At 34.9% G+C, this 26,367-nt stretch carries 26 protein-coding genes; 19 read left to right on the top strand and 7 right to left on the bottom strand.

Annotated features, from left to right (window positions below):
* From M2372_RS09985 to M2372_RS09955, 7 genes are all read left to right on the top strand, one after another.
* A complete protein-coding gene (locus tag M2372_RS09985; protein WP_123319178.1) occupies positions 1-696 on the top strand; it encodes a DUF3307 domain-containing protein in 696 nt (231 codons plus the stop codon).
* Between the two features lie 36 nt (positions 697-732).
* Positions 733-1,455, top strand: coding sequence for a phosphoribosylaminoimidazolesuccinocarboxamide synthase (gene purC, locus M2372_RS09980; protein WP_115972544.1), 723 nt, complete (start codon positions 733-735; stop codon positions 1,453-1,455).
* Positions 1,456-1,596: 141 nt separating this feature from the next.
* A complete protein-coding gene (gene purF, locus M2372_RS09975) occupies positions 1,597-3,096 on the top strand; it encodes an amidophosphoribosyltransferase (RefSeq protein ID WP_115972543.1) in 1,500 nt (499 codons plus the stop codon).
* A gap of 333 nt (positions 3,097-3,429) precedes the next feature.
* Complete coding sequence (locus tag M2372_RS09970; RefSeq protein WP_123319177.1) at positions 3,430-4,353, top strand: chlorophyllase; 924 nt, start codon at positions 3,430-3,432, stop codon at positions 4,351-4,353.
* A 72-nt stretch (positions 4,354-4,425) separates the two neighbouring features.
* The gene (locus M2372_RS09965) at positions 4,426-5,346 is read left to right on the top strand and encodes an AraC family transcriptional regulator (RefSeq protein ID WP_123319176.1); all 921 of its coding nucleotides are present in this window, start codon (positions 4,426-4,428) and stop codon (positions 5,344-5,346) included.
* A gap of 77 nt (positions 5,347-5,423) precedes the next feature.
* Positions 5,424-6,260 carry an SDR family NAD(P)-dependent oxidoreductase gene (locus M2372_RS09960; RefSeq protein WP_123319175.1) on the top strand — a complete coding sequence of 279 codons (837 nt, stop codon included), beginning with the start codon at positions 5,424-5,426 and terminating at the stop codon, positions 6,258-6,260.
* Positions 6,261-6,474: 214 nt separating this feature from the next.
* Entirely contained in the window at positions 6,475-7,422 is a 948-nt protein-coding gene (locus tag M2372_RS09955; protein ID WP_123319174.1) for a glycerophosphodiester phosphodiesterase family protein, read from the top strand.
* Between the two features lie 178 nt (positions 7,423-7,600).
* Here M2372_RS09955 and M2372_RS09950 read toward each other — a convergent pair whose 3' ends face one another.
* The 4 genes from M2372_RS09950 to M2372_RS09935 all read right to left on the bottom strand — a co-directional run bounded on the left by M2372_RS09950 (position 7,601) and on the right by M2372_RS09935 (position 11,415).
* Entirely contained in the window at positions 7,601-8,290 is a 690-nt protein-coding gene (locus M2372_RS09950) for a porin family protein (RefSeq protein ID WP_115972541.1), read from the bottom strand.
* Between the two features lie 353 nt (positions 8,291-8,643).
* Positions 8,644-9,348 (bottom strand): porin family protein, encoded by a 705-nt coding sequence (locus M2372_RS09945; RefSeq protein WP_123319173.1) that lies wholly within the window; start codon positions 9,346-9,348, stop codon positions 8,644-8,646.
* Positions 9,349-9,748: 400 nt separating this feature from the next.
* Positions 9,749-10,339, bottom strand: a complete 591-nt coding sequence (locus tag M2372_RS09940) for a porin family protein (protein WP_115972539.1) — start codon at positions 10,337-10,339, stop codon at positions 9,749-9,751.
* 446 nt (positions 10,340-10,785) lie between these two features.
* A complete protein-coding gene (locus M2372_RS09935) occupies positions 10,786-11,415 on the bottom strand; it encodes a porin family protein (protein ID WP_115972538.1) in 630 nt (209 codons plus the stop codon).
* A 495-nt stretch (positions 11,416-11,910) separates the two neighbouring features.
* Here M2372_RS09935 and M2372_RS09930 point away from each other — a divergent pair, with 495 nt between their 5' ends.
* Positions 11,911-13,767 (top strand): tail fiber domain-containing protein, encoded by a 1,857-nt coding sequence (locus M2372_RS09930; RefSeq protein WP_123319172.1) that lies wholly within the window; start codon positions 11,911-11,913, stop codon positions 13,765-13,767.
* 98 nt (positions 13,768-13,865) lie between these two features.
* Here the strand turns inward: M2372_RS09930 and aroB are convergent, their stop codons facing one another.
* The gene (gene aroB / locus M2372_RS09925) at positions 13,866-14,912 is read right to left on the bottom strand and encodes a 3-dehydroquinate synthase (RefSeq protein ID WP_123319171.1); all 1,047 of its coding nucleotides are present in this window, start codon (positions 14,910-14,912) and stop codon (positions 13,866-13,868) included.
* A 101-nt stretch (positions 14,913-15,013) separates the two neighbouring features.
* Between aroB and M2372_RS09920 the strand changes: the two genes are divergently transcribed.
* From M2372_RS09920 to M2372_RS09910, 3 genes are all read left to right on the top strand, one after another.
* Entirely contained in the window at positions 15,014-16,195 is a 1,182-nt protein-coding gene (locus M2372_RS09920; protein WP_123319170.1) for a pseudouridine synthase, read from the top strand.
* Positions 16,196-16,422: 227 nt separating this feature from the next.
* Positions 16,423-16,992, top strand: coding sequence for a TetR/AcrR family transcriptional regulator (locus tag M2372_RS09915; protein ID WP_123319169.1), 570 nt, complete (start codon positions 16,423-16,425; stop codon positions 16,990-16,992).
* Entirely contained in the window at positions 16,989-17,837 is an 849-nt protein-coding gene (locus tag M2372_RS09910) for a sialate O-acetylesterase (RefSeq protein ID WP_123319168.1), read from the top strand. The genes M2372_RS09915 and M2372_RS09910 overlap by 4 nt, the downstream gene beginning before the upstream one ends.
* An 82-nt stretch (positions 17,838-17,919) precedes the next feature.
* On the opposite strand, the gene pncA is transcribed toward M2372_RS09910, so the two are convergent.
* A complete protein-coding gene (gene pncA / locus M2372_RS09905; protein ID WP_123319167.1) occupies positions 17,920-18,525 on the bottom strand; it encodes a bifunctional nicotinamidase/pyrazinamidase in 606 nt (201 codons plus the stop codon).
* A 271-nt stretch (positions 18,526-18,796) separates the two neighbouring features.
* Between pncA and M2372_RS09900 the strand changes: the two genes are divergently transcribed.
* The 5 genes from M2372_RS09900 to M2372_RS09880 all read left to right on the top strand — a co-directional run bounded on the left by M2372_RS09900 (position 18,797) and on the right by M2372_RS09880 (position 22,096).
* On the top strand, positions 18,797-19,939 hold the full coding sequence (locus M2372_RS09900; RefSeq protein ID WP_115972531.1) for a DEAD/DEAH box helicase: 1,143 nt from the start codon (positions 18,797-18,799) through the stop codon (positions 19,937-19,939).
* Between the two features lie 195 nt (positions 19,940-20,134).
* Positions 20,135-20,671: a YfiT family bacillithiol transferase gene (locus tag M2372_RS09895; protein ID WP_123319166.1), complete on the top strand. Its 537-nt coding sequence runs from the start codon at positions 20,135-20,137 to the stop codon at positions 20,669-20,671.
* Positions 20,665-21,126: a DUF1569 domain-containing protein gene (locus M2372_RS09890; protein WP_228455687.1), complete on the top strand. Its 462-nt coding sequence runs from the start codon at positions 20,665-20,667 to the stop codon at positions 21,124-21,126. The genes M2372_RS09895 and M2372_RS09890 overlap by 7 nt, the downstream gene beginning before the upstream one ends.
* Positions 21,123-21,500, top strand: a complete 378-nt coding sequence (gene ytxJ / locus M2372_RS09885) for a bacillithiol system redox-active protein YtxJ (protein WP_123319165.1) — start codon at positions 21,123-21,125, stop codon at positions 21,498-21,500. Before M2372_RS09890 ends, ytxJ begins: the two co-directional genes overlap by 4 nt.
* Positions 21,500-22,096, top strand: coding sequence for a Crp/Fnr family transcriptional regulator (locus M2372_RS09880; protein WP_066693650.1), 597 nt, complete (start codon positions 21,500-21,502; stop codon positions 22,094-22,096). The genes ytxJ and M2372_RS09880 overlap by 1 nt, the downstream gene beginning before the upstream one ends.
* Before the next feature lie 144 nt (positions 22,097-22,240).
* Here M2372_RS09880 and M2372_RS09875 read toward each other — a convergent pair whose 3' ends face one another.
* Positions 22,241-23,662: a PLP-dependent aminotransferase family protein gene (locus tag M2372_RS09875; RefSeq protein WP_115972528.1), complete on the bottom strand. Its 1,422-nt coding sequence runs from the start codon at positions 23,660-23,662 to the stop codon at positions 22,241-22,243.
* A gap of 94 nt (positions 23,663-23,756) precedes the next feature.
* Here M2372_RS09875 and M2372_RS09870 point away from each other — a divergent pair, with 94 nt between their 5' ends.
* The 3 genes from M2372_RS09870 (at position 23,757) to M2372_RS09860 (ending at position 26,247) form a co-directional block, all read left to right on the top strand.
* Positions 23,757-24,641: a DMT family transporter gene (locus M2372_RS09870; protein WP_123319164.1), complete on the top strand. Its 885-nt coding sequence runs from the start codon at positions 23,757-23,759 to the stop codon at positions 24,639-24,641.
* 344 nt (positions 24,642-24,985) lie between these two features.
* Positions 24,986-25,582 carry a Crp/Fnr family transcriptional regulator gene (locus M2372_RS09865; RefSeq protein WP_123319163.1) on the top strand — a complete coding sequence of 199 codons (597 nt, stop codon included), beginning with the start codon at positions 24,986-24,988 and terminating at the stop codon, positions 25,580-25,582.
* Positions 25,583-25,626: 44 nt separating this feature from the next.
* Positions 25,627-26,247: a Crp/Fnr family transcriptional regulator gene (locus tag M2372_RS09860; RefSeq protein WP_228455686.1), complete on the top strand. Its 621-nt coding sequence runs from the start codon at positions 25,627-25,629 to the stop codon at positions 26,245-26,247.
* Positions 26,248-26,367: the final 120 nt, after the last annotated feature.

Raw genomic sequence — 26,367 nt, 5'->3', positions numbered from 1 at the left:
ATGATCTTTATCAAACTCATATTGGCACATCTACTCGGAGATTTTATACTTCAGCCAAATTCATGGGTTGCTGATAAGGAGAACAATAAACTGAAAAGTAAGTTTTTATACTTTCATGTTCTGATTCATATCGCTTTAAGTCTTATTTTTCTTTGGGATCTCCAACTTTGGTGGGTTGCTGTATTAATTGGCATTACGCACTTCATTATTGATGCTGCTAAACTTAGTTTCCAGAAGGCAAAAACGAAAAAAAGATGGTTTTTCATAGACCAGCTGCTTCATGTTTTAGTGATTGCAGGGGTATCCTTTTATTTTGGTGAATTTAACTTCAGTTTTTTACAGAATCAGGAGTTTTTAAAAATACTTATGGCAGCCTTGTTTCTTACAACACCGGCTTCCATCTTTATCAAAATACTATTGTCATCCTGGACACCCGCTCCGGATGGACCCAACACTATTCAAACCGAATCTTTAACAAGTGCCGGAAAATATATCGGAATTTTAGAACGTCTGCTGGTATTCACTTTTATTATGGTGAATCACTGGGAAGGAGTAGGTTTCATGGTGGCTGCCAAATCTGTATTCAGATTCAGCGACCTTGCCCAGGCAAAACAGAGAAAGCTTACGGAATATGTATTAATTGGTACATTGTTAAGTTTTGGACTGGCGGTCTTAACAGGAATTATAATAAAATAAATCAATAAATCTAACTACAATTTAGAAAGTAAAATTATGAGTCAAAAGAAAGAAATGTTGTACGAGGGGAAAGCAAAACAGGTATTTGCTACCGATAATCCTGATGAAGTAGTAGTACGTTTCAAAGACGATGCTACAGCATTTAACGCTCAAAAGAAAGGCCAGGTTGACCTGAAAGGAGAGATGAACAACGCGATCACAACCCTTATTTTTGAATATTTAAATGAAAAAGGAATCAAAACTCATTTCATCAAACAATTGGACGAAAGAGAGCAGTTGGTAAAAAAAGTATCCATTATTCCTTTGGAAATGGTGGTAAGAAACTACTCTGCAGGAAGTATGGCACAAAGATTAGGAGTAGAGGAAGGAATCAAGTCTCCGGTAACAATCTTTGATATCTGCTATAAAAAAGACGAATTGGGAGATCCGCTTATCAACGATCACCATGCCGTATTTTTAGGAGCTGCTACTTATGAGGAACTTGATGAAATGTATGAATTAACATCAGACATTAATGAGATCCTTATCGATCTGTTCGATAAGATGAACATCATCCTTGTAGACTTCAAAATCGAATTAGGAAAAACTTCAGATGGCGAGATCATCCTTGCAGACGAGATTTCTCCTGATACATGCAGACTTTGGGATAAGGATACGATGAAGAAATTAGATAAAGATAGATTCAGAAGAGATTTAGGAGAAGTTACTGAGGCTTATGTAGAAATTTACAACCGTCTTAAAAATCTTTTACAGAAATAAGATTTCAGACATCAGATTTCACATATCAGACATTGGTGCTGAAAATACTTTGTTAGTTAAAACAAAATTAAAATTTGAAGTTAGCTTTTAGTCTGAGATCTGAAATCTGACTTCTAAGATCTACAATTAGAAAAAATAGAAATGAAAAGTTTAGACATTCATAAAAGTGAATATTTAAAACAGTTTGAAAACCAGGTTTACGGAAGGAATCTTTTCAGAACTCAAGAAGAGGAAAGATTAGATGCTCCTAATGAAGAATGTGGGATCTTCGGACTCTATTCAGATGAAGACCTGGATACTTTTTCTCTTTCACAGTTCGGGCTTTTTGCATTACAGCACAGAGGTCAGGAAGCATGTGGTATTTCCGTTTTAAAGGACGGTAGAATTACCAATATGAAAGATGAAGGACTGGTTTTAGATGTTTATAAAGACATTCAGGAACCTGAAACTTTTATGGGAAATTCTGCAATCGGACACACTCGTTATACGACTGCAGGAGATAAAAAGAAATATAACTTCCAGCCATTCTTCGCGAAAAACGAATATGACCAGATTATACTTTCTATAGCACACAACGGTAATCTTACCAATGCGAAAGAATTAAAAACAGAATTAGAAGCTGAAGGCGTAGTTTTCAGGGCGACTTCCGATTCTGAGGTGATCTTAAGGTTAATTCAGAAAAACCTTGATCTTGGACTTCGTGGAGCCATTAAAGCTACTATGGAGAAAATTAAAGGTGCTTATTCAGTAGTAGGAATGACAAGAAATAAATTCTTTGCTTTCAGAGACTTCAATGGTATTCGCCCATTAGTTTTAGGAGCTATTAATGAACACTCTTATGTAGTGGCTTCCGAATCTGTAGCATTAGATGCTGTAGGAGCTCAGTATGTACGTGATATTCTTCCCGGAGAGATCATTTATACCAATGAAAATGAGCCTGGAAAACTTCATTCTTATATGATGGATGAAGCCAAAGGAAAACAGAGAATCTGTTCTTTTGAATACATCTACTTTGCAAGACCTGACTCTACTTTAGAAAACATTAATGTTTATGAAATCAGAGAAAAATCCGGTGAAAAGATCTGGGAACAGGCTCCTGTAGATGCTGATTTGGTAATCGGGGTTCCTGATTCCGGAGTTCCTGCTGCTATTGGATTCTCAAAAGCTTCAGGAATACCTTTCCGTCCTGTTTTGATTAAAAACAGATACATCGGAAGAAGTTTCATTGTTCCTACACAGGAGATGAGAGAAAGGGTAGTGAACCTTAAGCTGAACCCGATTATTTCAGAGATGAAAGATAAAAGGGTAGTAATCATTGATGACTCTATTGTTCGTGGAACGACCTCTAAAAGACTGGTTAAGATTCTGAAAGATGCAGGCGTAAAAGAGATCCACTTCAGGAGTGTTTCTCCACCCATTATTGCTCCATGTTATCTGGGTATTGATACCCCGTCAAAAGATGATCTGATCTCAGCGAATATGTCTACAGAAGAACTTAGAAAGTATTTAGGAGTAGATTCTTTAGAGTTTTTAAGCATAGATAATTTAAAAGAAATTTTAGGATCTTCTAACCACTGTTTTGGATGCTTCACAGAAGAATATCCGGTAGGAAAAGGAGAGGAGGTAGAATTGTTTAATTAATACTTCTTATATAAAACGGAGAGCCAGACAATAAATGTCTGGCTTTTTTTATCGCATTGATGTATTTGTAATTCTGACCCAAATTGCTGGCTGCTTCAGAAACTTTATAAGAAGTCTGTTTTATTGGGTAAAAAAGTGGCTAACCTTTAGAAATTTAAAATCTTGATTCATTTTCATTCATTTTAAAAAGAGTTTGGGAATAAACTAAGTGAATCTTGAGCCAGTCTTAATGAAATAAAGTAATTTCCTCATTTTAGTTATGACAATCCTCAATTAGGTTATATCTGAAAAATTATTTGGTTCGACCTTTGTATCAATAATTTAAAATAAAATATGATGTCAGTTCAAAATCAAATTATTTCAGTAAGCCCAATAGTTCTAAAGGTTCCAAACCGTATTGTGGATATGGAAATATGTGTAACAGCACCCCTTTCAGGTGACAATCTACCGATTATTCTTTTTTCTCACGGGGGTGGATATTCCAATTTCCTCTCTTCCTATAAAGGCGGAGCTCCGCTTTCAGATTATTGGGCTTCGCAGGGTTTTGTGGTGATCAAACCTACGCATTTAAGTTCAAAGACTTTGAACCTTGGTGCTGAGACACCAGGTTATCCAATATACGCAGAATCCAGAGTGGAAGATATGAAATCTATTCTCGACCAATTGGATTTTATTGAAAATATTGTTCCAACACTTAAAGGAAGAATGAATCATGAAAATATTGCAGCAGCAGGACATTCCGGGGGAGGCCTTACTGCAGCAATGCTTTTAGGAGCAAGTTATACTCATGACAACGGCAATGAGATTTATTTGCCTGACAATAGAGTAAAAACCGCCATTTTATTGGCCGTGAGTGGTGAAGGAGATAAAGGAATGCCAGCTCCTTGGGGTAAAGTAGACATTGTAAATTCCTTCCGGTATACAAAAATGAATCCTCCTGCATTTGTGATTACAGGTGAAAAAGATATTTCGCCTATCAGTTCCCGTGGTGCAGAATATTATACAGATGCATACTTCAAAAGTCCTGGCGAAAAAACTTTGCTTACATTATTTGATGGAGAGCACATGCTTGGTGGCATAACTGGTTACGATGCCGAGGAAACAACAGATGAAGATCCTGAACGTGTGGCAATAATTCAGGAAATGACGACAGCATATCTTCATTCTATATTTAATCCTGAGAATAGAAGTTGGGAAGAAGCAGTGAAAAAAATGAAAACCATTCAAAATGCTTTAGGAAAAATAGAAAGTAAATAGATTTCTTCTTTAAAATGGACGGGTCTTTTGTGTAAATAATCCAATATTTATTCATGATATTATTTTAAAGAAATGAAAAAAGAAGAAAATAATTTACATAGGTTTGAATCTTTATCAGAATTACATAAAATTCTAGGTTTGCCAAAACCTTTGCATCCTTTGATTAGTTTGATCAGAAATGATAGCGATGCTATCCCACCAGAAAATTTGCCATCACCGTTTATTTTAAATTTTTATAAAATAGCTTACAAGCCCAATCTCAGCGGTAAGTTTAAATATGGACAATCTTATTACGATTTTGATGAAGGCGGACTATGTTTCAGTGCACCCAATCAACTTAAAGCGACAAGTGATAATGACTCTGACGATCACACAGGTCTTGGATTGTTTATTCATCCTGATTTTTTCCTTGGGTATCCATTGGCAAAAAAAATTAAGCAATACAGCTTTTTTTCTTATGAATTGAATGAGGCATTACACCTTTCAGAGAAAGAAAAAGAAACGATAATTTCCGTTTTTAAAATCATTGAAGAAGAATTGAATAGTAGGATTGACGATTTCAGCCAGGATGTAGTTATTGCACAAATCGATTTATTATTGACCTATACAAACCGATTTTACAACCGACAATTCATAACAAGAAAAGCCGTAAACAGTACCGTTTTCCAGAAATTAGAAAGAATTCTGAATGAATATTTCGATGATGAAAAAATGATCACTCAAGGAATACCAACAGTTCAACAACTTGCAGAACAAGTGAATATTTCGCCAAGTTATCTGAGTGATTTATTACGTTCTCTGCTTGGGCAAAATGCACAACAATTTATCCATCAAAAACTTATTGATAAAGCAAAAGAAAAACTTTCATCAACAACACTTTCAGTTTCAGAGATTGCCTATGAATTAGGCTTTGAGCATCCCCAATCTTTCAGCAGATTGTTTAAAGCAAAAACAAAACAAAGTCCCTTGGAATTTCGGGCAAAATTTAATTGATTATAAGACTTTTAAAGTAAAAAAGGTGATAAATACGTTTTTAATGGTGAGTCAATTTCTTAATAAAAATACATTTTATGACAACAACAGAAAACAAAAACAAAGTTTGGTTCATCACAGGTTCATCCAGAGGTTTTGGGCGTGTTTGGACAGAAGCAGCATTAAAACGCGGTGATAAAGTTGCGGCAACTGCCCGTAAACTTTCTTCTATTGCAGATTTAAATGAAAAATACGGCGAAAATGTTTTAACACTTGAAATGGATGTTACGAATCCTGAACAGATAAAGACTGCTGTAAATACAGCTTTCGAGCATTTTGGAAGACTAGATATCGTCTTTAACAATGCAGGTTATTCACTTGTAGGAACTATTGAAGAATCACCAATAGAAGATATTGAAGCTCTTTATAAGACTAATGTTTTAGGGCCTGTTTCAGTAATTCAGGCAGCTTTGCCCTTGCTTCGCAAGCAAGGCTTTGGGCATATCATTGGAACGTCAAGTAATTTGGGACATCAGACATATCCTGTGATCGGTTATTATTGTTCTTCAAAATGGGCATTTGAAGCTATTCATGAAAGTTTGGCCATGGAAGTAAAACCATTTGGCCTTAATGTAACCATTATAGAACCCGGTGCTTATGCCACAGAATTTGGTAGCCCGGATTCTTTCAAACTGGCACCTTCAATGGATGTTTATAGTGACTATAAGAATCATTTTTTCCAAAGTATGCAAAATTATGAAAGAGGAAACCCTGATGCTACATCCAATGCAATTCTTAAGTTGGTAGATGCTGAAAATCCGCCATTGAGGTTATTCTTAGGAGACAAAAATTTACTGGAAATTCAAAAAGTATATTCTGAAAGAATGAAAACATGGGAAGAATGGAATGATGTAGCGATTGCAGCACAAGGTTAAGATGGTATATTAAAGAATATTTTTGCTAATCAATTAATATTGATTAGCATTTTTTATTCAATTCCAACCTTTGAATTATCTTCACAGCTCTATGGCCTGTTTTTAGAATCATGAGCTTTATATAGGATAATGATTAAACATAGCAAAAGCTTAATATTCCGGTATCATACAGTACACAAGTAAGTTTTAATTTTATAAGATTAAAATCAAGGATATGAAGAATGCATTTTTATCAGGTATATTTCTTATTGCCACTCAACTTTATTCAGCACAAACTTTCGATAATCAGGCACATCGTGGTGGAAAATCCCTTTATCCGGAGAATACAATTCCAGCCATGAAAAACGCCTTAAAAATGAATGTTACCACTTTGGAAATGGATCTTGCCATTACAAAAGATAAAAAAGTGATCTTATCTCATGATTCTTTCCTTTCGCCTGAATTAGTCACAAAACCTGATGGAACTTATATTCCAAAAGATTCTGGTTTTTATTACAAAATTTATGAGATGCCTTATGCAAAAATTCAGACATTTGATGTAGGACTAAAGAAATTGGAAAATTATCCTGATCAGAAGAAAATGAAGGTACAGAAACCTCTTTTTTCAGACATTATAGATGCTTGTGAATCTTATTCCCGTGAGTTGAAAAGACCATTGCCTTATTATAATATAGAAACAAAAACACGTCCATTCTCTGATCATATTTTTCATCCGGAACCTAAAGAATTTGTAGACTTAATGATGAAAATTATTCTTGAAAAAGGAATTCAGGATAGAGCTATTATTCAGTCTTTCGACCCCAGAACACTTGAAATTATTCATAAAGAATATCCTAAAATAATGACAGCTCTACTTGTAGAAAAGGTTGATGATAAGAAATTAGCCCAACAGCAGTATTATTTTAAAAATATTCCCTTAGAGAAATTTAAACTCTATCCAAATCATCTGAATGGAGTATCAGGAGATATGAAATTTTTAAGCTTTACACCAACCATCTATAGTCCGGACCACAGATTGGTTACCCCTGAACTTATACAGGAATGCCATTCATTAGGGATGAAGGTAATTCCATGGACTGTTAATACCAAAGAAAGGTTACAGGAATTAAAAAATATGGGAATTGATGGGGTGATTAGCGATGATCCCAGGATATTTGAATAATAGTTTAATGAAGAAAGGGTGAAAGTGTCAAATTTATAGTTTCATTTCTGAACTGCATCAAATATATCAGTTTCCAGATCCTAATGAGCCAAAATATAAATAGCCGGAAGAAATTCTTCCGGCTATTTTATGCGATGCATTTGCATGCATCTGGAGTTAAAAAATTGGTTAGTATTGATTAAAACTTATAGTTTAGACCTAATTGGAAAACTCTATTGTTATTGTATGCAGCTGTACTCATTTTATCAATCTTTGTTAAGCTGTTGGTATATCTTGCGTTGATTCCGATATTATTAGTAATATCATATCCTAAACCTAGAGCTAAACCAAAGTTAAATTTATTGATCTCATCTTTGTTAATGTCCTCAGAGTGAGACTGGGTTACAGTAGTGGTAGTACCTCCTACAGTATTTTTAGTAGTTACATCACCTTTCATTTTTCCGTTAATGAAATAACTGAATTCAGGTCCTGCTTCCACATAAAATTTATCCATTGGTCTCATCTGAACCATTAAAGGAACTGAAATATAATTCATTGTTACTTTATCCTGAACTGTTGTAGTTTTATCATAAACTGTTTCAGAAGAGATCACATCTCTTGCTCCCATTTGGTTATATAAAACTTCCGGTTGTAAGCTGAATTGTTTAGAGATTGGAATGTTCACAAAAGCTCCTGCATGGAAACCTAATTTCTGGCTGTTCATACCAAATTTCTGAGCACTGAAATACGCTGAGTTTCCTCCGGCTTTAATACCAAACCTTACAGGTTGAACATCTTTTTTAAGAGGTGATGTATTTACAGTTGTTGATTCCTGAGCGAAAGCTAATGTTCCAGCAGTTAATGCCAGTCCTAAAAATAACTTCTTCATAATTTTATTTTTTAATTTTACTATTTACTACTTGTTATGATCTTTCAATCATTCGCGATTTATTTTGCAAAATGCTTGCCAAACTCAAAAAACATAGACATAGAGCTGTTCTCAGAAGGTTTTAAGATTTAAAAAAGATTCATAATATTATATTTTGTATAAAATATTTCAACATATATGGAATATTTGTGATAAATTTTATGTTAAATCTCTATCATATACCAAATATCTGTTAATCGAAAAAAAAATGTTTTTTTTGAAATCGGGAAATCGGTTTTTGCTGGTGTTTTTTCTTGTAAATAAAAATACCGGGTGCTGAAAACACCCGGCATACATCGAAAAATAATAAATATCTATTTGAATTTATAGGCTACACCTACCTGAAAGGCATTGTTTCTTACCTTGTAATCATTATCAATATCCATAACATTAGTAAGTCCCGCAGTAAACCTTGCCGTTACCCCAAAGTTTTGAGTAAAATAATATCCTGCACCAATACCTATTCCGAAATTGAATCTGTTATAAAGGTCCATATTTATTTTGTTAGAAAAACTGCTTCTATCAATGCTAGTTGAATTTCCTTGTCTTATTACAGTATTCTCATCTCCTTTATTCTTTCCTCCTAGTAATAATCCAAATTCAGGACCTGCCTCTACATAAAGCTGAGGAAGAATATTATACTGAACCATAATGGGAAGAACAAGATAATTTAAATTTGTTGTGTATTCTGTGTCCTGCCTGAAATGAGCATTACCATCAATAATATACCTGTATTTTTCTTCTGTTTTTGAACCTAATTGGCTAAAAAGAAGCTCAGGCTGAACACTGAATTTCTCTGCTACCGGAATATTAACAAAAACTCCTGCATTAAAACCTGGTTTCATTTTTTCATTACTGTCATACTCATCGTAAGTATAGCTATCATGACTACGGGAAAGAGTAGTAGCATTGAATCCTGCTTTCACTCCAAAAGTAATTGGAGAAGTTGATTTGGTTTTTTCCTGTGCATTAATTAAAAGACTTCCTGCAAATGCCAATCCTAGGAATAATTTTTTCATGATTATAAAAATTTAATTTTCTCACACTGTATCAAAATTCCCGCCAAAGAGGCAAAAATTGATAAAAGTCATATAAAAGCGAAAAAGTCAGATTTAACAAGTAAACCTGACTTTTTCTATTGAAATCAAAATGTATTTTATCTGTCTGGGAAATAATATTTCTCCCTTTATCTACGTCTCAGTTGTATATCCATATGTTTTTGGTTTTTCAACACTATCATAATCTGTAAAATCATAAAGTGAGATCTATACATTAAAGATACTTTTGAAATGGATACAATCAATACATCATACGCAAATTCCTTGCCAAAAATATTAAATTCAGACATAAAAAAACCGGATTAAATTCATAATCCGGTTTTTCTTTTAGTATAAGTTTATTATTAAACCTAAGTATAACTTAGAATTTATAAGCTAAACCAACTTGGAACGCTCCATTTTTAGAAGTATCAGCACCGCTAGGTCTGTTTTTAGCAATATCAGTTAATCCCGCAACATATCTTACGTTAACACCGATATTTGGAGTGAAATAATATCCTGCACCAAGTCCAAGAGCAAAATCAAAACCTTTAGTATAATCTTTCATATCAAAAGAGTTGTTGCTATCTTTCAATTTTGAATTGATCAGGAAGCTGAATTGAGGACCTGCTTCGAAGTAAAGGTTAGGAAGTGCATTATATTGGAACATTACTGGGATAGCGATATAATCCAAGTTCAGTTTTGTGTTGCTATCATAATCGTCTTTTGCTCCCATACCACTGTATAAAACTTCAGGCTGAACGCTGAAATCCTGAGCTACAGGGATATTTGCAAATACACCACCATAGAATCCAGCTTTAGATTTCATTCCGTCACCAGAAAGAGTAGAAACGTTAAGACCTGCTTTTAATCCAAATCTAACTGGAGAAGAAGAAGCTGTATTTGATGAAGTTTTTTGTGCGAAAGAGAAAGTACCTGCTACTAATGCAAGACCAAAAAGAATCTTTTTCATAAGTTTTTATTTAATAGTTTTTTTAGTTTTGTTTAACATTTTCTTTATAATCAAATTGTGTGCCAAAAAAAGCAAAAACGACGTCATTGATCTTTATAATAGAGCATAGAGGTTTTTTTCTACATTTTTAATATAAATAATTCATTAACATATTTTAACCTAAATTGGATTTAAGAATATTAACAGTAAAAAACTAAAGAGTAAAGGATTACAAATTCAGAGAAGTGGAGGCACAATCATTTTTTTATTTTCAGATTAGTCCTGTCCCTAAGCCTGAAACTGGTTTAATAAAATTCCTTTAAAAAGATTAGAATCATTCTTTCTGTCTTATCTTTAAACTTTACTCTGAATCCATATGTATATGAGACCTTATACAAAAAAGACCAGGCTAAAAATAACCTGATCTTTCTATTGAATATAAAATTTGTTACTGAATGTTAGTAAGCTTATTTGAATTTATAAGCTAATCCTACCTGGAATACATTGTTTCTTACTGCATCCGATCCGCTAGGTCTGTCTTTTGCAATATCCGTTAAACCTGCAACATATCTTGCTGTGATTCCTAAGTTTGGTGTGAAGTAATATCCTGCTCCAAGACCAATACCAAAGTTAAATGTACTCAGGTTGTCTTTGTAGTTATCTGTAGTAGATGACTGTCCTGTAGATTCATTTTTAAACTTGTTCTTAGCACTTACCATGAATCCGAACTCTGGTCCCGCTTCTAAATAAAGGTTAGGTAAGGCGTTGTACTGGAACATTACGGGTACTGTAATATAATCTAACTTAGTAGAAGCTGAATATTTAGTTCCTCCTAAAGTATAATCTGACTTATTACCATATTGTGAATACAATACCTCTGGCTGGATGCTGAATGAAGTGGCCACCGGTATGTTGGCAAATACACCTGCATTGAATCCTATTTTAGATTTCTGATCATCCAGACCACTATCCTTCGAAAGTGAAGAAACGTTCATGCCTCCTTTTACCCCAAATGTTACCGGATTAGAAGAAGTTGTCTGTTGAGCGAACGCTAACGTGCTTGCAGTTACTGCTAATCCTAAAATTAACTTTTTCATAACTTTAATTTTTAAATTTTACTCTTTCTTAATTTTAAATTTTACTACTTGTTCACATTTCTGTGGAACGCTGGAAATCTTTCAAATTGCTTGCCAAAAAAATATTTTTGTGGAGAAAATCAGTGAAAAACACATAATCAAGCACATGGAATTAATTTCAATTAATTGATTTTCAATGTATTATTTTATTAAATAAACATTTGTTTAGAAATTGTCTAAATTGACAATTTTGTCAAAAACAGGAGATAAAACAGGAGTGAATTTTATGAAATCAGGTAATATTCTTACTGTTTATTGTAAAATGAATCGCTTTAAAAGTGTCTTTTCGATTTGCGAATGGCCTTTATTATATAGCCCGGATTTATTTAAGCAGCACAACTAAATCCAGTCTATCTCATTTTGCTTTATTAATTTTGTAGATCTTATAAAATGATAACCTGATACTCTTACAAAACAGATCATTGGATTTTGTAAGGATTCACTAATCTCTAAAATATGAAAAAGTGCACATTGCTGCTGTTATTTCTTTTCTTTGAAAATACTTTCCAGGCCCAAATTGGTATTAATACCATAATGCCCAATCCTTCTTCCGTACTTGAGGTTGCAGGTTCTGACAAAGGAATCTTAATTCCCCGAATTGCATTGACTGGAAGTTCGGATACCATAACAATACCGTCTCCTGCTCATTCTTTAATGATTTATAATACATCTTCTGCAAATGGAATGGCTTCAGGATATTATTACTGGAGTACACCTGCCGGACGATGGACAAAGGTACTGGATGATTTAACCCCTATTGTGATGACAGGATGGAGCCTTACCGGCAACTCAGGTATGGTAAACGGAGTTAACTTTATAGGGACTTCTGATAATGTAGATGTTATTTTTAAAAGAAATAATATAGTATCCGGTGTATTAAATACGACCAATACTATATTTGGAGTAAATAGCCTGACGGCCAATACTACGGGGCTTAATAATACTGCGGTAGGTGTTAATAACTTAATTTCAAATACCATAGGCAGTATGAATACAGCTATAGGTGCAGAAGTATTGAGCAGCAATAAATCCGGAATACAGAATACCGGTTACGGATACCGGGCTCTCTATTCGAATCTGGATGGAAATAATAATGTTGCCAATGGTTATTTTTCCCTTTTTTCCGCTAAAAGTACTATAGCTAATGTAGGTATTGGGGCAAGTTCGCTTAGGGAACTGATCTCCGGCGATTATAACATTGGAATAGGAGGAGATGCTTTACGGATGATTCCCGGGGGAAGAGGAAATACTGCAATTGGCGGATCTGCAGGATCTAATTTAAATACAGCTAATAATTATAACACATTTATCGGTTTCCGGGCAGGTACAGGGCTTGTTTCGGGAAAATCGAATACCATTATCGGAGCCAATGTAAGTGGATTGCCGGCTTCTCTTTCAAATAACATTATTATTGCCGATGGGGATGGAAACAGAAGAATTAATATTGATCAGAACGGAAATATCGGTATTGGAACAGATACACCAAAATTCCCGTTGGATATTCGCTTAAAGACAGCCTCATGGCCTTTGGCAGCATCAAGTCTTACCTATTATGGAATAAGCCCGGATTCGGGATCTCCTGACGGGATATTAACTACCTATCCGAATTATACCAATGATATAGGAACTTTCAATAGTAACACGTCTATTTATGCAGATGGAAATATTATATCGGTAGGAAAACTGAGTGTGGCACAAACCTCTCTTTTTTCAGATAAAAGAATCAAAAATATCCTAGGAAAGTCAGACTCTGCAAAGGATTTAACGATCTTAAAAGAGCTGAATATTACCGATTATCTTATGAAAGATGAGGCTGTATATGGGAAACAAGAATTTAAAAAAGTGATTGCTCAGGAAGTAGAAACTGTATACCCGCAGGCAGTTAGTAAGAATAGTGTGAAAACTTTTATTCCTAATATTTATCAGCCGGCCCAACAAAATAAAGAGGTTTTTACCTTTGATAAACCTGTTGTTATTTCTAAAGATGATAAATTTCTTAAAGTATATGATGAAACCGGAGAAATTGTTTTGGAAATAAAAGATAGTACCCCTAACAGTATTACAGTTTATTTGAAAGATAAAAAAATTAAAGGAAAGCTATTTGTTTATGGTACAGAAGTATCTGATCTGAGAACAGTGGATTATGACGCACTATCTATGCTGAATATTTCTGCAACTCAGGAACTGGCAAAAAAAATAGAAACGTTAGAAAATGAAAATAAAGCATTAAAAAAATCGACTATGGACATGCAGCAAAAACAGATCATTTTGGAAGAACGTTTAAAACGGCTGGAATCATCTTTTGCAAAATAGAAACATTCTAAAAATTAATAAAATAAATAGTAAACCCTGCTGAATAAATAGCAGGGTTTTAATTTAATATGATGTCCAGATAATGCTATACAAAATGATTATGCATTATTCAGGTTTCTGTAGAAAGATAATGATTCAAGGATATTTTTTTGACTGCATTGGTGATCATAATTGCAGGCACCTATTTCTGTAAGCAGAGAGAAATTAATCTTACTGTCCACATTCTTTTTATCGTTTAATAATAAAGCGGTAATATCTTCATCTTTAAAATCACTGATATCTAAGTAAGGGTAGTATCTCTGGATGTTTTCAATGATCATTTTTGCATCTTCTTCTGAAATAAGGTTTTCCAGGTAAGCCAAATAAGCTTCACTGATCATTCCCATAGCAACAGCTTCTCCGTGGAGGATAGGATTCCCCTGCTGTAAACAAAGGCTTTCAACTGCATGCCCAATAGTGTGTCCGAAGTTCAGGGTTTTTCTGATATTACTTTCATGGAAATCTTTTTCGACAACGTTCTGTTTGATATCCATAGACGTCTGAATATGTGGAGTTACCGCTTCCACATCAATTTTACTAATCTGGGTAAGCTGGTTCCAATGTGCCTTATCAGCAATCAGTCCATGTTTAAGCATTTCAGCGAATCCGCTTCTTAATTCTTTAAAAGGTAATGTTCCTAAAAATTTAGGATAAATAAAAATTTGCTCCGGGAATGCAAATGTTCCGACCATATTTTTATAATGCATCAGATCTATTCCTGTTTTCCCGCCAATAGAAGCATCACACATGGATAAAAGGGTAGTAGGGATGTTGATAAACTGTATTCCTCTTTTATATGTAGAAGCTACAAAACCGCCCATATCTGTAATCACACCGCCACCAAGATTGATAATCAATGCTTTTCTGTCTGCCTGCATTTCCGTGAGAATTTCCCAAAGCTGGTTGGCTGTCTGGATATTTTTCATTTCTTCCCCTGCTTCAATCTCAAGAATTTCAAACCCAAGATCCGTTTCCATATTGCCTAGAAGAACAGGAAGGCAGTATTCATGAGTATTTTCATCCACCAAAATAAAGATTTTACTGAATGTTTTCCCGTGAAGGAAATCGTTGAGTTGAGAAAAATTATCGTTTAATATTGTTATCATCTTCGAAAATATGTAAGGTTAAAATGTAAACTATTCTGCAAAGTTATGATTCTTAATTTTTAACTCGTAACTAAATTACTATCTTTGCAGAAATTTTTAGAATGAGCAGAGATAATAATAATTCAGACAGACCAAAGAGACCAAGAATTTCAACCAAGAAAAGTTCTGATGATTCTCGTGCTTCCAGATCTGGAAATTCTTCAGGATCAAAACCTTTTAAAAAACCGTTCTCTAAAGACGGAGAAAGAAAAGGACCCGAACATTCAGGATCCAACTCAAGATTTGAAAAGAAACCGTTCAAGAAAAATACCGGGAGTTTTAATAGCTCAAGTGATGATTCTGAATCAAAATCGGAAAGCAGAGCTTATATCACGAATAAAAGTGAGAGCTATGAAAGAAAATCTTTTGGAAAACCTAAGAGAGGTGGAAAAAGCTTCGATACAAGAGACAAGTATGAAAGAGGTAGCCTGAAATATGGTAGAAGGCCATCTAATGGAGACGATAAAGGTGAAGATAAAACAAGATCTTTTGTACAAAAGAGAAGACTGAATAAGATTGAAAAAGATGTTCATAAAGACAGCATCCGTCTTAATAAGTATATTGCAAACTCCGGAATCTGCAGCAGAAGAGAGGCTGATGAGCTTATCACTCAAGGATTGGTAGAAGTAAACGGAAAAGCAGTAACTGAAATGGGATATCAGGTACAGAAAACCGACAGAGTTGTTTTTGACGGACAAAGTATTACACCGGAAAAACCTGTTTATGTACTTCTTAATAAACCAAAAGGTTATATTTCTACAACGAAGGATGATAAGGCAAGAAAAACCGTAATGGATCTTGTTGCTAATGCTTCTCCTTACAGACTTTTCCCGGTGGGAAGATTAGATCGTTCTACTACAGGAGTTATCTTATTGACCAATGACGGACACATGACTAAAAAACTGACGCATCCATCTTTTGATGCTAAGAAAATTTATCATGTAACCTTGGATAAAAAACTGACTGGTGAAGATTTACGTCTTATTGCAGAAGGAATTCGTCTTGATGAAGGAGTAGCAGTGGTGGATCAGATTTCTTATATTGAAGGTAAGCCTAAAAATGAGATCGGAATTGAGATCCACATCGGATGGAACCGTGTTATCAGAAGAATTTTCCAAAGATTAGGATATGAAGTAGAATCTTTAGACCGAGTAATGTTTGCCGGATTGACGAAGAAAAACATTAAGAGAGGGCACTGGAGAATCCTTTCAGAACTGGAAGTAAACAATCTTAAAATGCTTTAAAATAATGATGAGCTTTGAATTTTCAGATTCAGGCCTTGATTGAAATCATTATTGCTAAACAGTAATTTTAAGCGTAAAGAATAAAAAAGCGCGGAAACTAGTTTCCGCGCTTTTTTGTATTAATAATTTAACCTAAAGCTGTCTCATTTATTTGGAATGTATATTATTTTAAAATAAATGTCTCAAAAATGAGACATTTGTCGTAGTTTTGGGACAATAAAAAATGTATGAATACTCAGCAAAAAATTATTGATGCGGCGATATCAGTTTTAAATGAGAATTTTTCGGCAACATTGGAGGATATTGCAGTAAGTTGTGGTATTAACAGAAGGACACTTCACCGATATTTTAAAAGCCGAAATGAACTGTTGGAAGCATCTCATAAGAATATGATGGAGGCATGGGAGCAGGCAGCTATTAAAGCTTGTGACAGCTCAGAAGATCCTTTAGTACAGCTTGAATATTTATTATATGCTGGAATTGACAGCGGAACAAAGTATGCTTTTCTTATTAAACTGAATGACTATGGTAAATCCTCTTCAACAGCTTATGAAAGTAAACAGATTGATGCCTATTTAAAAAAAAGAAATCAATTATTTAACACCCTTCAGGAATTACAAAAACAGCAGATGATAGATGACCAGTTTCCATTACCTTGGATAAGAATTCTTTTCACCAGTGTGATCACGGCAACGATTGCTGCGTTAAGGTCCGGAGATATTGCTCAAAATGAAGTAAAAAGACTAGCCTGGTATTCATTCAGTAGAAGTATTGGTATACAATTAAATAAAATATGATACATTCCTTTTTAATGATAGGTCAGTCGAATATGGCTGGCCGGGGGTATAGTAAAGAAGTCCAGCCTATCTATGATGAACATATTAAAATGCAGAGAAACGGACTATGGCAAATCATGTCCGAACCTATTAATTTCGACCGTCCCAGTGCTGGTATAGGGCTTGCAGCTTCATTTGCAGCGTCCTGGAGGCTGGATAACCAGCAGGATGAGATAGGATTAATTTCATGTGCTGACGGAGGAACCAGCCTTGATGATTGGGCCGTAGATGGTGCTTTGTTTGAAAATGCAATTTCACAAGCCAAACTTGCCCAACGAACAAGCCGGATTGCAGGCATCCTGTGGCACCAGGGCGAAAACGACTGTTCGCCTGAAAAAGCTGAGAGATATGGTGAAAAATTTTCTGTGATAATAGAAAGGTTACGTCAGGAATTAAATATTCCGGAAGTTCCTCTTATTATAGGTGGTTTAGGAGACTTTCTATCCAATGGGATCTTTGGGCAGTATTTTGCTTCGTATCCTTTAATTAATCATGCACTGGAAGAATTTGCGACAACTCATGCAAACTGTTATTTTGTTACTGCAAAAGGACTTACAGCCAATGTTGACAGCATCCATTTTAATGCTTTGTCACAAAGGTTATTGGGTGTCAGATATTATAATGCTTTTCGGGATTTAAAACATCTTCCTGATCCTTATCATGATGAAGATAGTATATTGGCAACAATCTATAATCGTCCTTATACCAGAACCGAAAAAATTAAACTGCTGGAACATGAATTTGCAGTTGGAAATATGGACCCTAAAGATTTTCTGTCAGAATTAACCCTATTGAATCAGGCGTAATATTAATATCCAAAAAAATAAAACAGCATCAATGGTGATGCTGTTTTATTTTTTTGATACATTTTGGTATATCATTATTATTTTATCCCAGTATGGTTACTCCTTTCTCGATCATTTCATAAATAGCGTCTCTTCCATTATCCGGCTTTACATTTACAGCTTTGGTTCCGTTAAAGTGAAGACAAGTGATATATCCATTTGTTACAGCATCCTGAGCTGTGAATTTCACACAATAATCCATTGCTAATCCTACGATTTCCACTAACTGAATATCATGGTATTTCAGGAAATCATCCAATCCGGTTTTCATGAAGTGATTATTATCCTGGAAGCCACTATAACTGTCGATTTCAATATTCTTTCCTTTCTGTATAATATGAGTAACTTTACTTTGGTTTAGATCTTTGTGGAATTCTGCCCCGAAAGTTCCCTGTACACAGTGATCCGGCCACATAAACTGAGGAACACCATTAAGAATAATACTTTCTCCTACTTCACGTCCGTTACTGCTTGCAAAACTTTTATGTCCTGCAGGATGCCAGTCCTGAGTTAAAATGATCTGGTCATATTCATTTTCTTCCATCAGAAGATTGATATAAGGAATAATTTCATTAGCTCCCGGTACGGCCAATGCTCCGCCTTCACAAAAGTCATTCTGTACATCGACGATTATTAATGCTTTTTTCATATTTTGATTTCTCGAATTTTTGATAAATTTACAAAACTACCCCGCAAAAACTTGTCCAAAAATTAATTATCGGACAAATCGGCAAAAAAATAAAGGAGGGAAGCTGGAAGAAGGACGCTGGAAGTTACTTTTAGTGTTCCAACTACTAGCTGTCACTATAAAATAGCTTTTAATAGAGGAACTTTATTTTTTTACGATCATTATTACTTCCTTTTTCTGTCACTCATCATCCAGCCTTTTAGCGTATCTTTGCAGCAAATAAATAGTTTTTATGTCATTTGAATCGTTAGGATTATCACACAATATTATTCGTTCTGTCAAAAAGTTAGGATACTTAAAACCTTTTCCTATTCAGGAACAGGCGGTACCTGTTATTCTTGAAGGGAAAGATCTGATGGGAATTGCACAGACAGGCTCCGGGAAAACAGCTTGTTTTGTAATGCCTATTTTAGAAAAATTACAGAACACAGAAGCTAAAAAAGATCGTAATGTTCAGGTTTTAGTATTGGTTCCTACTCGTGAATTAGCGATTCAGATTGATGATGTTTTCAGGGCTTTTACAGAAAATCTGAAGCGTGAAATACGCACCATGGCCGTTTATGGTGGTGTTTCTATCAATCCACAGATGAAAGGAATGTTTGGTGTGGAAGTTCTTATCGCAACACCAGGACGTTTATTGGATTTAATAGATCATAATGCTTTGAGTATTTCAGGAATTCAGCATTTGGTGATTGATGAAGCAGATAAAATGTTTCAGCTAGGTTTTGGTGAAGAAATGAATAAGCTTTTTGCTTTAATGCCTGTAGTGAAACAAACCACTTTATTTTCGGCGACTTTAAATGATAAAGTGGCTGAAATGAAAGAACGTTTATCTATTAATCCTACGATTATTGAAATTAAAAAAGAGGAAGTTGAAATTGATAATATCGAGCAATTCGCTTATCATGTTTCTCCAGAAAACAAAGGACCTTTTTTAAGATATTTAATTAAAGAAAAGAAAGTTGAGAAAGCATTGATATTTGTTTCGTCTACGAGAGCTGCTGATAATTTGGTGGAAAAGCTTAAGAAGAATAAAATCAAAGCTGTAGCTATTCACAGTCAGAAATCTCAAGGTGCCCGAAGAAATAATCTGGAGGAATTTAAATCTAATGGAGCGCAAATCCTGGTGGCTACAGACTTAATTGGCCGTGGAATTCATATCGATTATCTGCCTTGTGTTATTAATTATGAATTACCGCGTTCGCCTTTGGATTACATTCACCGTATCGGTAGAACAGGGCGTGCCAACGAAAAAGGAACTGCTATTAATATTCTGACAGATGATGAACTGCAGCACTTCAGGGTCATTCAAAAGAAAATGGGTAAAAAAGTAACCTTAGAAAGAACAGAGGGAATTGATCTTCATGGTTACTAAACAATAAATTAAAATAAGAAGCTCCAATGATATAAATTTGGAGCTTCTTTATTTTTCATAAATAATCATTACAATTAACATTTTTTTCATATTCAGGTTTCTTGAATTTTAATAAATTTACAGAACCAGATAAAGTTTTGCCTAAAACTAAATTAAGAGCAATTCAACAATAATTAAAAGTTAAAAACCTGAACAATGAGTGAGCTTGAGGACAAAAAATTTCCAATAGGACCGTTTGAAGCACCGGAAAACATCTGTGATACTACTTTAGATACCTATATTAAAGCGATTAAAGACTTTCCCGGAAAATTGAAGAACCTCATTGAACATTTTACAGACGAACAATTTGATACGCCTTACAGAGAAGGAGGATGGACTGTAAGACAGCTGGTTAATCATATTGCTGACAGCCACGCCAACAGTTTTATCCGTTTTAAGTTAGCTCTTACTGAAGATAATCCAACCATAAAGCCTTATGATGAAGCTAAATGGGCTGAACTTCAGGACAGCATTCATATGCCTGTAAAACCGGCAATGAGAATGATAAAAGGAACACACCAACGATGGACGACACTCCTTAAAAGTCTTACCAATAAACAGTTTGAAAGAACTTTTCACCATCCTGAACATAACAGGAATTACAATTTAAGAGATAATCTTGCATTGTACGTCTGGCATTGTAACCATCATTTTACGCATATTGAAAATCTGAAGAAAGAAAAAGGTTGGTAAAAAAATACCTGAACAATCCAATATACTTTAAGGAAATTACAGACAGAATTTCCAGATTATCTGCCGACAGCCAAAGAAAATGGGGAAAAATGGATGTCTGCCAGATGCTAACGCACTGTGACCTAGTTCTTCAGGTTGCCTTGCTGAAAATTGAACTTCCCCGCATTAATCTTCTGTTTGAGACAATAGGAACCGTTACAAAACTGGAAATGTATGTTTTCAATAACGGAATTCCCAGAAACATGCCTACTTTTCAAAAACTAATCGTTAATTTTGAGTGTGATTTTGATGAATCAAAAACCAATCTTCTGAAAACACTGGAGGAATTCCGGGAATTCTGTGACAACAGAAAACTGCCGGACAGCCACAGATTATTCGGGAAAATGACTGAAAAAGATTGGGAATTTTTAGAGTATAAACATCTTAATCATCACTTAAAACAATTTAATGTATGAGTTTTTTTGACAAAATATTCGGTGGAAATAATCAAGCCTCTGATCAAAAATCTTTCTGGAAAAATATAAAGTCTGAAGAAGACCTGGAAAAAGCCATTGAAAGTTCTTATCAACACAGAATAGCGATATTCAAACATTCAACAAGCTGCTTTATCAGCAAGACTGTATTGAAGAATTTTGAAAAGGAGATTGAAAATGCAGATCAGGAGGTAGAAGTCTATTACCTTGATCTATTGGCTCACCGACCTCTTTCCAATAAAATAGCTGAGGATTTCGGAATAAGACATGAGAGTCCGCAGCTGATTGTTATTGAAAACGGAAAGCCCGTTAACAGCGCTTCGCACCAGGACATTTCTTTAAGCCAGATCGTATAATGAAGAATATTAATAATTATTTAGCCAAAGTTTTAAATGTTCCTCTTCAAAGTGTGAACACCTGCAGCCTGCATTATGAAGTGAAGAAGATTCCTAAGAACCAGTTTCTTCTTCAGTATGGCGAAATATGCAGACATATATTCTTTGTAGAGAAAGGATTGTTGAAAATGTATTCCATTGATAAGAACGGAAAAGAACACATTATACAGTTTGCCCCTGAAAGCTGGCTGATCTCTGACCGAAGCAGCCTTTATTTCAATGAAAAATCCAATTATTATATAGAAGCGGTAGAAGATTCAGAAGTTTTGTTTCTGCATCCTGATTTCTTCAACAAATTAGTAGAACAATTCCCAAACAGTATTGAACGCAGTGATTTTCTGCTTCAGAAGCATATCAGAAGTCTTCAAAACAGAATCAATTCGTTATTAGGGGAGACTGCAGAAGAAAGATATATGAAATTCATTAAAATGTATCCGGATTTACTTCTCAGAGTTCCTCAATGGATGATTGCTTCTTATCTTGGTATTACTCCCGAAAGTTTAAGCCGTGTAAGGAAAGAGTTGGCAAGGAAAAACTTCGTTCCGGATAATAAATAAAAAAAGGCTGGAAGCTGGAAGAGGGAGGTTGGAAGTTATATTGAACATAAAATGACTTTAACAGCTATTGTTGTAGCATTTTATAATTATCAATAAGAATACCTTCACGCTTCAATAACTTCCATCTTCCAGCCTCTCTCTTCCTTACTTCAAATAAATCCTTTTTGCTAATTGCCCAACCTGTCTGAGTTTAGCTTGCGTATCTTCTGACCATGGAAGTCCAAAGCAAAGCCTCATACAGTTTTCAAACTGTTCCTGAAAGGTAAACATTCGGCCAGGTGCTATGCTTATATTCTGCTTAATGGCAAGATCATAAAGTTCTGTAGTCCGAATTTTCTTATCGAATTCTACCCATAAGGATAAACCTCCCTGTGGACGGCTGGTTTTGGTTCCTTCCGGAAAAGATTCCGCTATGGTTTGTACATAATTCTGATAATTACTCTGCAGCGTTTTTCTCAGCTGTTGCAGATGCTTTTCATACCTGCCGGATTTCATGAAATTAGCCACCGCTTCATTGACTATCGAAATAGAGGAGGTGGAATGTAAAAGTTTAAGCTTTAAGATCTTGTCCTTGTATTTTCCAGGAGCAATCCAGCCTACACGGTATCCGGGAGCCAATGTTTTTGAAATGGAGTTGCAGTAGAGTACATTTCCATCCTTATCAAAGGATTTACAGCATTTTGGACGACTGGATCCAAAATAAAGATCTCCATACACATCATCCTCAATTAACGGGATGTTATTTTCTGACAGAATTTTTACAATCTCTTTTTTATTTTCATCAGGCATACAGCTTCCCAAGGGAGAATTGAAATTAGGAATCAACAGGCAGAGATCAATTTTCGGAATTGATTTCTTTAAAGCATCAATTTCTATCCCTGTAGTGGGGTGAGTGGGAAGTTCCAGAACTTTTAGCCCTAGTCCGTTAGCCAATTGCAAAATTCCTGGATAACACGGACTTTCAATCGCAATGGTGTCACCGGGTTTTCCCAATGCCATTAAACAGAAGGACAAGGCATTCATCCCGCCATTGGTCGTCACTATATCATTTTCATTAAGATTTCCGCCCCATTGCAGAGAACGGACAGCAATCATTCTTCTGAGTTTCAGATTTCCCTGAAGTTCTTCATACTCCGTTCCGCCTTCTTTTAATTCTCTGATGGCATGTACAATTTCTTTTTTCAGTTTAGCCTGCGGGAGAAGATCTCCGGACGGAATTCCAATGGAAAAGAACGTGATATCCTTTTTTCCCATATTTTCATAGACTTTACTGATCAGTTCATCAGGTTCGTCATTATTGGCAATTAAAGAAGGACGACTCACTTCAGGTAATGGAAGCTTCGCAGACAATAGCTGACTTACAAAATAGCCGGATTGTGGCTTAGATTCTACCAGAGACAGAGATTCCAGCTCAAGGAAAACACGTTTTGCCGTATTCATGCTCACCTGATGCTCACTGCATAACATTCTTACAGAAGGAAGTTTGTCACCCGCCTTTAATACACCGTTTCTGATCTGAGAAGCAATGCCGTCTGCAATTTCTGTATATAAAAATTCTTTACTCATCTTTTTCAACTGTACTCATGCAAATATACAAAACTGATACTGTGTTTGTTTAATTATCCTATTTAATTTTGCCTAATAATTAAAACTTTTCAAAATGATGACAGATACAATTTCAAAAGACCAGGCTGTAAGTGGCTGGATTAATGGTTTTATAGGAGTATTGCTTTTTAGCGGCTCTATGCCGGCGACCAAGCTCGCAGTGATGGAAATGAGTCCTATATTTGCTACTATTGCACGTGCTGTAATTGCCGGAGTTCTGGCTCTTTCAGTATTGCTGATATATAAAGAAAAACGTCCTGCAAAAAATCAGTTATTTTCTCTGGCTCTTGTAGCTATAGGCTGTGTAATAGGATTTCCGCTGCTTTCTTCACTGGCATTGCAATATCTTACCTCTGCCCATTCTATTGTATTTTTAGGAATGCTTCCTTTAGCTACTGCTATTTTTGGGGTGTTCCGGGGTGGAGAAAAACCACATCCGGTATTCTGGATTTTTTCTGTAATCGGAAGCCTTTTAGTGGTTGGATATGCTTTTTCTCAGGGAATCTCAGCTTCTCCAATTGGAGATGTCCTGATGCTTCTGGCTATCATCCTTTGTGGAATGGGATATGCAGAAGGGGCTAAGCTTTCTAAAACACTGGGCGGATGGCAGGTGATTTCTTGGGCACTCGTTTTATCTTTACCGGTTATGCTTCCTTTATTCTTTATTTATTTTCCCTCTAATATTGAAACGATAAGTTTCAAAGGATGGTTTGGACTGGGCTATATTTCCCTGTTCAGCATGTTCATTGGGTTTATATTCTGGTATAAAGGATTAGCTCAGGGTGGAATTACTACGGTAGGACAACTTCAGTTATTACAACCGTTTTTCGGGCTTGCTTTGGCAGCTTATCTTCTTCACGAGCAGGTAAGTATCGGAATGTTGGGAATTACTGTAGGGGTAATCTTATGTGTGGTAGGAACTAAAAAGTTTTCGAAATAATTAAAAATAAAATACATTATCGATATAAACAGCTGTTTCAAAACAGTCTATGTTAATCCATAACATTACAATATATAGAGTTAAAACCCCATTTTCACCTTTATGAAAATGGGGTTTTAAATTCATAAAAACACACATATTGTAATTTAATAAAAAAAACATCAATTAATATAAATAGGATAATTAATAAAAGGTATTATTTAAATATTGATTAATATATTTAACTTTGTTTAACATTAATAACAATAATTAAGGTTTGATTTTTGCATTTATTTGTCATCAATTCCTAATGATATTTTTACTAAGACTGAAAGAAGGAGAAAGCAATATTTAAAAAAGTAATTATGGTTATTGACGAAAGCATTTTACAATCAGCGGGAGCTGAAATAAGAGAATATAAGTCTACGGAAAATATTTTCTGTGAAGGAGATACTCCCAATTATTATTATCAGATCATTAGTGGAGAAGTAAAGCTCAACAATTATAATGAAGAGGGAAAAGAATTTATACAGAATTTTTTATCAGAGGGACAAAGTTGTGGAGAATCTATTCTTTTTATAGAGAAACCTTACCCTATGAATGCGGAAGCAGTTACAGACTGTAGCATTTTGCGGCTTCATAAATCTGCATTTTTTAGTCTATTGAATCAGTCTCCCAAGCTATGTATGGAAGTAAGCAGCTTTTTATCACAACGGCTTTATTATAAATTTGTTATGATGCTCAATATCTCTTCTCAAAATCCAGCCATCAGACTGAAAGGATTAATGGATTACCTTAAGAGTTTTCAGGATGATGAAAGTCCCTATTCTTTTATGATTCCATTAACGAGGCAGCAGATGGCCAGCCTTACAGGTCTTTGCGTAGAAACTGCCATTAGAACAATCAAACACATGGAAAAGGATAAGATAGTCAGAATTGAGAATCGTAAAATATTGTATTAATGATATAGCTTTTCGCAATTTTTCACTAAAATTTATATGACAATATGAAAACAATAAGCTGCATGAATATTGATGAGGACCTTCTTTATTCTTTTGGAGGAGAAGACAGAGTCTATAAAAAAAAGGAAATGATTTTTAAAGAAGGAGATCATGCACAGTATTACTTCCAGATCGTTAAAGGGAAAGTAAAACTTAATAATTATAATGAAGACGGAAAGGAATTCATTCATAATATTTTAGGAAAAAATCAAAGTTTCGGAGATCCACTTCTCTTTTTGGATCAGACGTATCCTTATCCCATGAATGCTGTATGTCTGGAAGGTTCTGAAATTATAAGATTGCCCAAAGATCATTTTATAGAAATGATAAAGAAACACCCTAATCTTTCTCTTGAAATGAATGCCTGTTTTTCACAGCAGGTTTATTTTAAACTCATTATGATGCAAAGTATGTCTGCTCAAAATCCGATACAGCGTCTGAAAGGACTTTTGAACTACCTAAAAAGCTATCATGACGGTGACTGCACTCAGTGTTTTACTATAGAGTTTACGAGGCAGCAGCTTGCCAATCTTACAGGATTGCGTGTAGAAACAGTGATCCGTACCTTAAAAAAAATGGAACAGGGTGGGGATATCCTCTTTAAAGACAGAAAAATTCTATATTAATATTCCATAACATGATTCAAGTCATAAAAAAGTGAGTTATTCGGACGTACATTTGATTGATCAGTTTTCTAAAGCTCCTACGAACAAAGGCATCCAAAAACTCAGAAACAATAACCAATT

The organism is Chryseobacterium sp. BIGb0232, from assembly GCF_024810195.1.
Classification (GTDB): Bacteria; Bacteroidota; Bacteroidia; order Flavobacteriales; family Weeksellaceae; genus Chryseobacterium; species Chryseobacterium pennae.
Note: the sequence above shows the minus strand (reverse complement) of the source record. Positions and strands in the feature narration are given on the sequence as shown.